Below are 12,187 nucleotides of genomic sequence, written 5' to 3'. Positions count from 1 at the left end.
TACAGCGGAGTGGTAGTTCAGTTGGTTAGAATACCGGCCTGTCACGCCGGGGGTCGCGGGTTCGAGTCCCGTCCACTCCGCCAATTTTATTTGTATTTTCTCATCATTCTATAGCTATTTAAAAATAGCGGAGTGGTAGTTCAGTTGGTTAGAATACCGGCCTGTCACGCCGGGGGTCGCGGGTTCGAGTCCCGTCCACTCCGCCAATTTTTAAAATAGTTTTTTACCATTATCCTAATAATGGTAGTGTAAAAAATTTACATATACCCCATATGTAAATTTTAAAATGTTAATACAGCCTCATTTAAAATCATTCCAAATAAACAATTTTTTTTCTTAATATATTTCATGAACTTTTAATAATCGTTATAATACCAAACGGATTAATTTATTGAGCAACTTAGAGCTACATTAGCAAGCTTAGAACAAGCAAAATTGATTAAACATAGTTATTCTATATTTCTTCAATTTTGTGATGTTATCAGTTTGCTAATGAGCTCCCGAAGGGCGAGAATTTAAAGGCTCATATGCAGCGTTATTGATTTTGACAAGGTTCCTACATGGATGTAGGACATTAGGGTAACGCAGGAGCAGTTACCGAGAATAACCATTCTCTTCAATCAATGCCTCGCCTACATGGATGTAGGTGCTTAGGTTCAGTCTGGAACTATGAACCTGTGCCTCTAAACCTTTAAATTCTCGCTAAGTGAGCAATAAATTAATCTGTTTGGTATAAAACTTTAAAATAAAATGATCATATCAATCATTTAAACATTCTTAATCTACTCCCATAACAACACAATCTATTTATAGCCTTCAATCCACTAGAATCACTCACTTTATTAACTTTTATATACAACCATTTATTCCATGGGAAATCTGATTGTCTAGAATCCTCTCTAAATTCTATTGAATTTTTATCCTTAAAAATAAGAGGTACGACCAGTTGACATGTTCTTAAAGTTATTGTCTACTTACAGGCAATAGTTTTATTTAAATTTTTAGGAGCATGTCTGATGCTAAGTTACAAAGCGCCGATTAAAGATATAAAGTTTTTGCTTGAAGATGTTTTTGATTACTACGGACATTATGGAAAAATACCTGAGTATGAAGAAGCTACTCCAGATTTGGTTGATGCCATTATGGAAGAGTGTGCAAAATTTTGTGAAGGCGAGCTATTACCATTAAACCAAAGTGGTGATAAAGAAGGTTGTACATTCAATGAAGGCAAAGTAACTACTCCTAAAGGTTTTAAAGAAGCTTATCAGCAATATGTTGATGGTGGATGGCAATCTCTATCTCATCCTGAAGGTTATGGTGGTCAAGGCTTACCTTCTTCATTAGGCATGGTTAAGTCAGAAATGATGGGAACAGCCAATTGGTCGTTTGCTATGTATCCTGGTTTAAGTCACGGAGCTATGAACACGATTCACGAGCATGGTACAGATGAGCAGAAAGAAGTTTACCTTACCAAGCTAACAGAAGGCGTTTGGACGGGCACCATGTGCTTAACAGAGCCTCAATGTGGTACTGATTTAGGACAAGTAAAAACTAAAGCTGAACCTAATGATCATGGTTCTTATAACATCACAGGTACTAAAATATTTATCTCAGCAGGTGAGCACGACTTAACTGACAATATTATTCATATTGTATTAGCTCGTTTACCTAACGCTCCTGCGGGTACTCGTGGTATTTCTTTATTTATCGTACCTAAAATGCAAGTTGACGAAGCCGGTAATATAGGCGAACACAACAATGTAACTTGTGGTTCTATTGAAGAGAAAATGGGTATTAAAGCTTCTTCAACTGCAGTTCTAAATTTTGATGAAGCAAAAGGGTATCTTATTGGCCCTGAAAATAAAGGTCTTGAATGTATGTTCACGTTTATGAATACCGCACGTGTAGGTACTGCACTACAAGGTATTTGTGCTGCCGAATTAGCGTACCAAAACTCGCTTTTATACGCGAAAGAACGTCTTTCAATGCGTTCGTTAACAGGTAAGAAATTTCCAGATAAAGTAGCCGATCCTATTATCGTTCATCCAGATGTTCGTAAAATGCTGATGACACAAAAAGCTATATCTGAAGGTGGGCGCGCCATGATTTACTATGCAGCTAAAATAGTTGATCAAATTGATGTAGCTAAAACTGAAGAAGAAAAGCAAATTGCTGATACGAAACTTGGTTTTATTACACCTATTTTAAAAGCCTTTTTAACAGAGTTAGGTTTAGAAAGTGCTAATCATGGTCTGCAAATTTTTGGTGGTCACGGTTATATTAAAGAATGGGGTATGGAACAAATTGTTCGTGATACTCGTATTGCTACACTTTACGAAGGTACTACAGGCATACAAGCTTTGGATCTATTAGGTCGTAAAATATTATTGTCTAGGGGCAGCTCATTAAAAGACTTTAGCTACGAAGTTTTGTCTTTCTGTAAAGAGAAAAGCATTATTTCTAGTAATCCACATAAACGTCAAATGAATAAATTTATCTGGCCATTAAGTAAAGCGATTGCTAACTGGCAACAATATTCATTCAGATTAGCGCTAAAAGCTAAAAAGGATAGGGATGTTGTAGGTTCTGCTTCTGTAGACTACCTAATGTACTCTGGCTATATTGTTATGGCTTACATGTGGGCAAGAATGGCGCAGTCAGCTTATGAGAAATTAGCGGGTGAAGTTGAAAACCGAGATTTTTACCGAGCTAAAATTAAAACTGCAGAGTTCTATTTCGAGAAAATGTTACCTCGAACTAAATCACTTGCTGCGACTATGATGGCTGATCCTAAGACATTAATGCAGCTAGACGAAGAGCTATTCTCTTTCTTATAAACGTCTCTTAAAATATAGGGCCACACCCCCAACCGTGGCTCTGTATTCTCTTCTTTCTTTGATTAATCTCTTCTTATTTTGCATCAACTTTTAATTCTTTCTTGCTCTACAAAATTTATACTTATTTGAAGCATAAATTTATTAGTGTTGTATAAAATTCAAAAATTATAAATCTTGCTGATACTAACCTTCAAATAACATGTATAATTTAGCGCGTTAGTAAAATCAGAATGCATTGATGTATGCAGATTGTTTTTTCATTAATTTTTTATAGTTCTCTATTCCATTTGATTTTTAGTGAATGAAAAGCTTAATGAAAAAATTATTAAACTTAAGGGACGTTTATCATGAAAATATTAGTAACAGGTGGCGCAGGATATATAGGTTCACACACTTGTATCGAATTATTAGCATCAGGCCATGAAGTGGTTATTGTTGATAATTTAAGTAATAGCAGCGAAGAGTCTATGAGCCGAGTAGAAAAAATCTCGGGCAAAAAAATGGCTTTTATTCATGCTGATATTCGTGATGAAGCTGCTTTAGACGCTGCTTTTTCTCAACATAAGGTTGATGCAGTTATTCACTTTGCAGGTTTAAAAGCTGTAGGTGAGTCAACTGAATTTCCATTAAAATATTACGACAATAATGTGAGTGGTTCTTGTGTGTTAATGCAAGTAATGGATAAGCATAACGTTAATACATTAGTTTTCAGTTCTTCAGCAACAGTTTATGGAGATCCTGCTACGGTTCCAATCACTGAAGATTTCCCATTAACTACAACTAATCCTTATGGTCAATCTAAGCTAGTTGTAGAGCAAATGTGTCGTGAGACTGTTATCGCTAACGATAACTTATCTGTAGTTCTACTGCGTTACTTTAATCCTGTTGGTGCCCACATATCAGGTACTATAGGCGAAGATCCAAAAGGTATTCCAAATAACCTAATGCCATTTATCACTCAAGTTGCTGTTGGCAAACGTGAGTTTTTATCTGTGTTTGGTGATGACTACGATACGGTTGATGGTACAGGCGTACGTGATTATATTCATGTAGTTGATCTCGCTAAAGGACATGTTAAAGCGATTGAAAAATTACATGGTCAAGCAGGTTGTCACACATTCAATTTAGGCACAGGCCAAGGTTATTCTGTTTTAGAAATGGTTGCTGCATTTTCTAAAGCTTGTAACAAAGAAGTACCTTACAAAATTATCGAACGTAGAGCAGGTGATATTGGTCAATGTTATGCAGATCCCGCTTACGCTAAATCTGTTTTAGATTGGCAAGCTGAAAAAACATTAGACGATATGGTGAATGACTCGTGGCGTTGGCAATCAAATAACCCTGACGGTTACAGCAGCTAAGCATTATTTATCTATAATGATGAGTTAATCAAAGTACATATTATAAAGCCAATTATTGAAAAGTAATTGGCTCTTTTATATCCTCGTATTTATAACTAATTTCGAATACAGTAAATCAAGATATAGTGATGATTAAGTCCTTCTTTAAATATCGCTAATTATCACTAATATCTAATAAATACTGAGTAAAATAAACTAATCCAATTACGGGTTACATAGGAAGTAAAATGCCAGAAGAAACCATATTTTCTAAAATTATTCGTCAAGAAATCCCAACAACGCTTTTGTACCAAGATGATCTCGTGAGTGCCTTTAGAGATATTTCACCACAGGCAAAAAGCCATATTCTTATTATTCCTAATAAACTTATTCCAACGGTAAATGATGTTACTGAAGACGACGAGTTGGCTTTAGGAAGATTGTTTACTGTTGCACGTAAATTAGCAAAAGAAGAAGGCATAGATGAAGATGGCTATCGCTTAATTATGAACTGTAATAAGCATGGCGGCCAAGAGGTTTATCATATTCACATGCACCTAGTGGGCGGAGAGCCTTTAGGTAAGATGCTATCTATTTAACGATGAAGCAAGAAAAACTATCAAGCTAGCGTATAAGTTAAATTTTATTAGTAATAATTTTAATGTTTTAAAAAAACATCTTAAACTGAGTTCAGGTTATTTAGAATGTTTTTAAGTATTGACCTGCTTATATTTAAAGGTATTCATTCAGGTTAAAACTCTTCTTAGCCGGACTTCTTAGCTTTTTCTTATAGCATTTTATTATGAGTTACATAATAAAATGCTGAATTATCTTCATCTTATCTCGATATTTCCTGTACATTCGGTTAGAAATTGTTACTATTCACGCGAAACCAAGGGGTGCGAATACACGTTAACTGATTGTTAATGTATTTGCTGAGATGTGTTAAGCACAAACCCTAGAACCTGAACTGGATAATGCCAGCGTAGGAATGGGAATAGAACAACAGCCATTAATTGCGCTGGTTCCATATTTTTATTTATATGAGAACCAAATGACAAACAAAGTATCTACTATCGCCTTAGCGATATCTTCAATTCTCTTTACTACTCAAGTTATTGCTGATGACACATCAGTGATGGAAGTGATCACCGTTAAAGGTGATTTTAGAGAAACCAACATCCAAACAATTCCAAGTGCTGTTAGCTTATTATCAGAACAAGATATTAAGCGTCGAAATGCACAGAATCTAGAAGAAATTTTAGCTTTAGCACCTAACGTAAACTTTTCAAGTGGTTCACAACGTGCGCGTTATTATCAAATACGCGGTATAGGTGAGCGTAGTCAATTTCAAGAACCTATTAACCCATCAGTAGGTATTATTATTGATGAAGTCGATTTTACCGGTATTGGTAGTGTTTCATCGATGTTTGATGTTGAGCAAACAGAAGTGTTTCGTGGTCCACAAGGCACACGTTTTGGTGCTAATGCGTTAGCAGGTATTGTCAATATTACTACAAACTCTCCATCTGATACCTTTGAAGGTGCTATTAAAGCCACTGCAGGGAATTATGGTAGTAAAGGTTTAGGTTTAGTTGTATCAGGTCCCGCGGCTGAAAAAGTTAACTATCGTTTGGTTGCAGAGCAATACAAAAGTGATGGTTTCATGGAAAACCTTTTTTTAAATCGTGACGATACAAGTAATCGTGATGAATTAAGTCTTAGAGGCAAGCTGGCAATTGAAGCAAGCGATGATTTAAGTATTGATGTAACGGTTATGCATTTTGATTTTGACAACGGTTATGACGCATTTTCATTAGATAACAATCGTAATACTTATTCCGATGAACCTGGTTTTGATACACAAAAAACTACAGCACTCGCGACCACTTTTAATTATAGCGGCTTCAATCAAGCAGACGTAAAACTTATAGCAAGTTATGCTGATAGTGAAATGGCTTACGGATACGATGAAGATTGGGCTTTTGGTCAATACGATTGGGAAACTGGCGCTTGTACTTTGGAAAGCTGTTTAGCTGAGGCTTATGGCTACTCATCAACAGATTACTACTTCCGCGATAAAAAAACACAAACCTTAGAGCTACGTGCTACGTCAAAAGAAGGTAATGAAATCTTTGATGGTTCTACTTCATGGGTAGCGGGTGTTTATTTCAAAAACGATGAATCAGATTTAACTCGAATTTATACATGGGATCCTGACTTTTTATCAAACTTTGAAACTACTACAACAGCGGTTTATTTTGAGCTATCAACACTTTTATCTTCGCAGTTAACCTTAACAACAGGTTTACGTTTAGAGAATCGTGATGCCGATTACACTAACAGTACTGATTTTACAGCTTCTCCGTCAGATACTATGGTAGGTGGTAAAGTGGTACTTGCTTATCAACTTGATCCGTCATCTATGGTGTACGCCTCCGTAAATCGTGGTTATAAAGCAGGTGGTGTAAATACCGATGGTTCTTTATTAGATGAACAGCGTGAATTTGAACCTGAATACTTATGGAACTACGAAATAGGATATAAAACGACATTTCTTGATGATGCCGCATACTTTAGAGCTGCAGCTTTTTACATGGACAGAGATGACGTTCAAGTGAAAATCTCCTATCAAAAAGAAACATCAGCACCAGGTGAACAAGGCGAGTTTATCGAGTTTTTAGATAATGCCTCATCAGGTTCTAACTTAGGACTTGAGCTAGAAGCTGGTTGGAACATTAATGATAATGTTGAAGTGTATGGTTCTGCAGGTTTACTCGACACAGAATACAAATCTTTTGATTATATAACTGAAGCAGGTGCAGTTTCTTTATCAGGAAGAGAGCAAGCACATGCTCCAGCTTATCAATTTAATTTAGGTGTTAACTACTACATAAACGACAATTGGTTGTTTAATGTATCAGTAGAAGGTAAAGATGAGTTCTTCTTCTCTGATAGCCATAACGAAAAATCAGAATCTTATGAATTATTAAATGCTTCACTAACTTATTCGACTACCGATTGGGATGTTGTACTTTGGGGTCGTAATTTAACTGATGAAGACTACCAAACTCGTGGTTTCTTCTTTGGTAATGATCCCCGAGATGGTTATGTAGATAAAGCTTATTTTCAATTAGGTGAGCCAGCAGTATTTGGTGCGACATTTAATTATAATTTTTAATTTATTCAGAAGGTGAGTTATAAACATTGTTAGTTTATAACTCGTATATAAATATCAAAACTCTTGATAAAAAATGATAGCTAGTTAGCTTTTGAAGTCAGTATTAGAATCAGTATCAAGAGTTTAATTTAAAATATGAGGTGAGTAGCATGGAAATTTCTATAGAGATCAGTTTATATCCACTGGCGGAAGAAAACTTTAAAAAAGACATATGGAATTTCATCAAAAAGCTTCGTTTAGTTGATGGACTAGAGGTTGTAACTAACGGCATGAGCACTCAAGTTTTTGGTGAGTATGACCTTACCGTTAAACATGTCATGGCTGAAATTAAACATGTTCATGAAACGGTTGACTCTGCTGTGTTTGTTTGTAAATTTATTGGTGGAAATAGATCAGAAGTAGAACCTGAACTGTAATTCAAACTTGTAAGGGCTGTGTGATGGAAGATCTTTTAAATTATTATTTAACTTTACCATTTTTAGAAATAATTGCTGTTTTAAGTTCATTACTTTATGTCATTTTAGCGGCTAAAACTAACGTATGGTGTTGGCCTGCTGCTCTTGTTAGTACCGCTATTTATACCTTTTTGTTTTATAAGTTTTACTTGTGGATGGACAGTTTTCTGCAAATTTATTACATGGGGATGGCTTTTTATGGCTGGTATTGTTGGAATAAAGATACCGAAGCGTTTGATGAAAAAAAAAGTTAAACTCAAAGCGTATAAATTAAAAACTCACGTAATCATGATTACTGGCTTAAGTGTTACTTCATTTGTTGTTGGTATTTTGATGGATAAATACACACCAACTGACTTTCCTTATTTAGATAGCACGACAACTGTATTTGCCGTTTTCGCTACTTATTTAGTTGCACAAAAGGTGGTAGAGAACTGGCTCTATTGGATAGTAATTGACGCGGTATCTATTTATTTATACGTAGAAAAAGATCTAATGCCAACAGCTTTTCTATTCACTGTATTTATTGTTATTGCCGTTTATGGATATTACAAATGGCGACAAGAATATAAAGGCTACAATGATTTAAATGCGAGTTTAATAAGTTAGTACTGATGAATGTAGACAAATACGCTCAGCTGTGTGAAAAAATAAAACAATTGCCTTGTTTCAATTTACGTGACGATGAAAGCCTGTTGATCACTAAAATTGAAGCAGGGCAGAGTAGCTCGTGTTTTGATGTATCAATAACAAATAATAAAAATATTACATCTGATAATGTTTTAATCACCTCAATCACGCAACGCTATTTTGTTAAATACGATAGTAACGCTAGTTTTTTTGAAAATGAATTGAAAACGTCTCAAGCTGCTTCCAACATTAATCTGTCACCTCATGTTATTTATGCTGAGAAAAACTGGTTGGTGAATGAGTTTATCTATGCTGAAAGTTTAGATAGCACGACCAGTAACATAAAAAGCAAAATAGAAATTGCTATTAAATTGATGCAGCAATGCCATACCTTAGACGTTTCACTTCCTGAGTTGAATATCAATGAGATCATTACACAAATTATCGCCAGTAAAAGCTTCTCTATAGCTCAGCGAGAGCATATTCAACTTTTATTTACTCATATGTCTACTATTGGAGATAAACCTCAGAGCCATTCAGTGGTTTGTCATGGTGATATCAACTTTTCTAATATTATTACAGCGAACAACAAAGCATGGTTGATTGACTTTGAATGTGCCTGTTTAGCGGAAAAAGAATTTGAACTCGCAATGTTCATGGCAATAAACTTCATGAATGCAGATGAACAGGCTTTGACTTTGGCATATTACGAAAAATTGAATAATGCGAATGATATTAGAATAGATCAGAACAAATTAGATCAATATCTTAGTTATTCATATCTGATCAATGGTTTATGGTACTTTGAAAAAGTAAAGGGTATGCAAGGTACTAACCAAGGTAATAAAAAGGATGTTTTTTATGATCTTGCCATTAAGCAGTTAACCTTATTTGATGAGGTGAACCCAGCCCAGACAGTGTTAAGTCAGTTATTAATCTAGTATTTTTGAGCCATTGTATCTTCGTAATGCCTGCAGCATATTTTTAGAAAACTAACTCTATAATTTATTTTTATAATTCTTTTCAGCAACTTCTTTCTACTACTTATTCTACTCGCCAAAATGTTATTTATATGCAGAAAAACAGGCAATAAAAAAGGTAGCCATTTAGCTACCTTTTTCGTTTTAACTAGATTACTTAATTAGCTAAAGTGCTTGTCTTGTACAGTTAAGATTTTAAGTGTATTTGCAGCACCAATAGTTTCCATTGAGTCACCTTGAGTAAAGATAACTTTATCGCCAACTTTTAGCTCAGACTTACCGATAACAATTTTAAGTACTTCTGATGATAATGCATCACTTGCACAAGAAGTAGAGTCAAATTGAACAGGGTAAACACCACGGTACATTGCAGATCTTGTTAACGTTTTATTATGTCTTGAAACAGAATAAATTGGTAAACCTGATGTAATACGCGACATTATTTTACTTGTATGTCCAGACTCAGTAAGAGCGATTATTGCTGCAACACCGTCTAAATGGTTAGCTGCATACATAGCCGATAAAGCAAGTGTTTCTGAAATTTCAGTAAACTTAAGTTCTAATCTGTGATTTGAACTATTAACAGAGCGATGAGCTTCAGCACCAACACAAACAGAAGCCATAGCTGTAACTGTTTCTACAGGGTATTTACCCGCAGCAGTTTCAGCAGAAAGCATTACCGCATCAGTACCATCTAAAACAGCGTTTGAAACATCCATAACTTCCGCACGAGTTGGCATAGGTTGTTCAATCATAGTTTCCATCATTTGAGTTGCAGTAATTACAGCTCTGTTTAATTGACGGCTTCTAGCGATAATATGTTTTTGCTTACCAACTAATGCAGCATCACCAATCTCAACGCCTAAGTCACCACGAGCAACCATAACAACGTCAGATGCTAAAATAATATCATCTAATACTTGGTCATCGTTTACAGCTTCAGCACGTTCAATTTTAGATACTAATAACGCATCACAACCAGCTTCAACAGCAAGAGAGCGAGCTAAACGCATATCAGCAGCATCACGTGGGAATGAAACAGCTAAGAAATCAACGCCAATTTTAGCAGCAGTTAATATATCAGCTTTATCTTTTTCAGTTAATGCAGGAGCTGTTAAGCCACCGCCTTGACGGTTAATACCTTTATTGTTTGATAAAGGACCGCCAACAGTTACTTCAGTAAATACAACAGTATCAGTAGCACTTAATACTTTAAGTTGAACACGACCGTCATCAAGTAATAAAATATCACCAACGTTTACGTCTTGAGGTAATTTCTTATAATCGATACCCACTTTCTCTTGAGTACCTTCACCTTTACCAAGTTCAGCATTTAATTCAAATTTATCGCCAACAGCTAATTTGATTGGACCATCTTTAAATGTAGATACGCGAATTTTAGGACCTTGTAAATCACCTAAAATACCAACATAAACACCTAACTCTTTAGATATTTCACGAACCATTTCAGCACGGTCGATATGATCTTGAGCAGTACCGTGTGAGAAGTTAAGTCTTACAACGTTAACACCGGCTTTAATTACATCTCTTAATACTTCTCTACTTTCTGTTGCTGGACCTAACGTGGCAACTATCTTTGTTCTTCTAGGCATTTTAATCCTTAATTTTTTTAAATTAAATTTAATTGGTAAAGAGTAAGTCTTTATTCTTTTCGGTCAAATCGCGAACTTCTTAAACTGTCTTTTACTTTTTTGAGGTTATCTCTAAACTTCGTACCTCGTCTTAATGTAAAGCCAGTTGCCAATATGTCGATCAACGTTAATTGAGCAATACGTGACGCCATAGGCATATATAAATCTGTATCTTCTGCATCATCTATAGATAAAACAATATTACATTCTTTAGCTAATGGAGAGCCTGCAGCAGTTATACCAATAACTGTCGCATCATTTTCTTTTGCTAAGCTTGCTACTTCTACTAATGATTTTGTTCTACCCGTATGAGATATAACAACAACAACATCACCTTGACGGCTATTAATAGCACTCATACGTTGCATTAATATGTCATCGAAATAAACCACAGGAACATTGAATCTAAAAAATTTGTTTAAGGCATCGTGGGCAACAACAGCAGAAGCACCTAGACCGAAAAATGAAATTTTATTAGCTTGGGTAAGAATATCTACAGAGCGGTTTATTGATGAAGTGTCTAAACTTCTACGAGCAAGCTCAAGGTTAGCCATGGTTGATTCGAATATTTTAGTTGTATATTCATCAGCTGAATCGTTTTCATCAACATGTCTATTTACATAAGGTGTTCCATTAGCAAGACTTTGAGCCAAATGTAATTTAAAATCAGGGTATCCTTTAGTATCTAACCTACGGCAAAATCTATTGACTGTTGGTTCACTAATACTTGCTTGTTTTGCTAAAGCAGCAATACTTGCATGTATAACTGTTCCAGGTGAAGAAAGTATTACATCAGCAACTTTACGTTCTGACTTACTAAAGGTGTCTAGTTCATTGGCGATTTTTTCTAATATATTCATTAATTACTAACCCTAGATCTTAAACGTTATAAACGAATTGTAATTTATTTTCGCCATGATAACAGAAAAAATGAAATTTTATTTCATAATTGTGAATAATATAATTAAAACGACGTTTTTTGGCAAATATTTAATTGAAAATTTGCGTTATTATTTAAATAATTTGATAAAAACTTCGGTAAACCGGTTTAACTTAAACATATTCAGATATTGTGTAATAAAATTACAGAAAGTCCTTTACTGATGGACTAG

Annotated in this window: 10 protein-coding genes, 2 tRNA genes and 1 riboswitch; of the genes, 10 read left to right on the top strand and 2 right to left on the bottom strand. The window is 35.1% G+C overall.

From position 1 onward, the window contains the following. The first annotated feature begins 6 nt into the window (after positions 1-6). From ACPUVN_RS08375 to ACPUVN_RS08330, 10 genes are all read left to right on the top strand, one after another. Positions 7-83 (top strand) — tRNA-Asp (locus ACPUVN_RS08375). A 46-nt stretch (positions 84-129) separates the two neighbouring features. Further along, positions 130-206, top strand: a tRNA-Asp gene (locus ACPUVN_RS08370). 810 nt (positions 207-1,016) lie between these two features. Further along, complete coding sequence (locus ACPUVN_RS08365; RefSeq protein WP_426370433.1) at positions 1,017-2,837, top strand: acyl-CoA dehydrogenase C-terminal domain-containing protein; 1,821 nt, start codon at positions 1,017-1,019, stop codon at positions 2,835-2,837. Between the two features lie 347 nt (positions 2,838-3,184). Further along, positions 3,185-4,198 carry a UDP-glucose 4-epimerase GalE gene (galE, locus tag ACPUVN_RS08360; protein ID WP_426370432.1) on the top strand — a complete coding sequence of 338 codons (1,014 nt, stop codon included), beginning with the start codon at positions 3,185-3,187 and terminating at the stop codon, positions 4,196-4,198. 227 nt (positions 4,199-4,425) lie between these two features. After that, on the top strand, positions 4,426-4,776 hold the full coding sequence (locus tag ACPUVN_RS08355; RefSeq protein WP_426357058.1) for an HIT domain-containing protein: 351 nt from the start codon (positions 4,426-4,428) through the stop codon (positions 4,774-4,776). Between the two features lie 286 nt (positions 4,777-5,062). Further along, a riboswitch (TPP riboswitch) is annotated at positions 5,063-5,186 on the top strand. 45 nt (positions 5,187-5,231) lie between these two features. Further along, the gene (locus ACPUVN_RS08350) at positions 5,232-7,358 is read left to right on the top strand and encodes a TonB-dependent receptor (protein WP_426370431.1); all 2,127 of its coding nucleotides are present in this window, start codon (positions 5,232-5,234) and stop codon (positions 7,356-7,358) included. A 149-nt stretch (positions 7,359-7,507) separates the two neighbouring features. Beyond that, on the top strand, positions 7,508-7,774 hold the full coding sequence (locus ACPUVN_RS08345; RefSeq protein ID WP_426357060.1) for a hypothetical protein: 267 nt from the start codon (positions 7,508-7,510) through the stop codon (positions 7,772-7,774). 23 nt (positions 7,775-7,797) lie between these two features. Further along, positions 7,798-8,067, top strand: a complete 270-nt coding sequence (locus tag ACPUVN_RS08340) for a nicotinamide mononucleotide transporter family protein (RefSeq protein ID WP_426370430.1) — start codon at positions 7,798-7,800, stop codon at positions 8,065-8,067. Further along, positions 8,012-8,422: a nicotinamide riboside transporter PnuC gene (gene pnuC / locus ACPUVN_RS08335; RefSeq protein WP_426370429.1), complete on the top strand. Its 411-nt coding sequence runs from the start codon at positions 8,012-8,014 to the stop codon at positions 8,420-8,422. The genes ACPUVN_RS08340 and pnuC overlap by 56 nt, the downstream gene beginning before the upstream one ends. A 5-nt stretch (positions 8,423-8,427) precedes the next feature. After that, positions 8,428-9,384 (top strand): phosphotransferase, encoded by a 957-nt coding sequence (locus ACPUVN_RS08330; RefSeq protein ID WP_426357062.1) that lies wholly within the window; start codon positions 8,428-8,430, stop codon positions 9,382-9,384. A gap of 200 nt (positions 9,385-9,584) precedes the next feature. Here ACPUVN_RS08330 and pyk read toward each other — a convergent pair whose 3' ends face one another. Both pyk and ACPUVN_RS08320 read right to left on the bottom strand, forming a co-directional pair. Next, the gene (gene pyk / locus ACPUVN_RS08325) at positions 9,585-11,036 is read right to left on the bottom strand and encodes a pyruvate kinase (RefSeq protein ID WP_426357063.1); all 1,452 of its coding nucleotides are present in this window, start codon (positions 11,034-11,036) and stop codon (positions 9,585-9,587) included. Between the two features lie 50 nt (positions 11,037-11,086). Further along, positions 11,087-11,935: a MurR/RpiR family transcriptional regulator gene (locus tag ACPUVN_RS08320; RefSeq protein ID WP_426357064.1), complete on the bottom strand. Its 849-nt coding sequence runs from the start codon at positions 11,933-11,935 to the stop codon at positions 11,087-11,089. Between the last annotated feature and the right edge of the window lie 252 nt (positions 11,936-12,187).

Source organism: Pseudocolwellia antarctica, from assembly GCF_049933045.1.
GTDB lineage: Bacteria > Pseudomonadota > Gammaproteobacteria > Enterobacterales > Alteromonadaceae > Pseudocolwellia.
Note: the sequence above shows the minus strand (reverse complement) of the source record. Positions and strands in the feature narration are given on the sequence as shown.

Bases quoted from the DNA above. Each gene is read 5' to 3' on its own strand.
- ACPUVN_RS08330 (WP_426357062.1), top strand. From the start codon at position 8,428: ATGAATGTAGACAAATACGCTCAGCTGTGTGAAAAAATAAAACAATTG.
- galE (WP_426370432.1), top strand. From the start codon at position 3,185: ATGAAAATATTAGTAACAGGTGGCGCAGGATATATAGGTTCACACACT.
- ACPUVN_RS08350 (WP_426370431.1), top strand. From the start codon at position 5,232: ATGACAAACAAAGTATCTACTATCGCCTTAGCGATATCTTCAATTCTC.
- ACPUVN_RS08365 (WP_426370433.1), top strand. From the start codon at position 1,017: ATGCTAAGTTACAAAGCGCCGATTAAAGATATAAAGTTTTTGCTTGAA.
- pnuC (WP_426370429.1), top strand. From the start codon at position 8,012: ATGGCTGGTATTGTTGGAATAAAGATACCGAAGCGTTTGATGAAAAAA.
- ACPUVN_RS08340 (WP_426370430.1), top strand. From the start codon at position 7,798: ATGGAAGATCTTTTAAATTATTATTTAACTTTACCATTTTTAGAAATA.
- ACPUVN_RS08345 (WP_426357060.1), top strand. From the start codon at position 7,508: ATGGAAATTTCTATAGAGATCAGTTTATATCCACTGGCGGAAGAAAAC.
- ACPUVN_RS08320 (WP_426357064.1), bottom strand. From the start codon at position 11,935: ATGAATATATTAGAAAAAATCGCCAATGAACTAGACACCTTTAGTAAG.
- ACPUVN_RS08355 (WP_426357058.1), top strand. From the start codon at position 4,426: ATGCCAGAAGAAACCATATTTTCTAAAATTATTCGTCAAGAAATCCCA.
- pyk (WP_426357063.1), bottom strand. From the start codon at position 11,036: ATGCCTAGAAGAACAAAGATAGTTGCCACGTTAGGTCCAGCAACAGAA.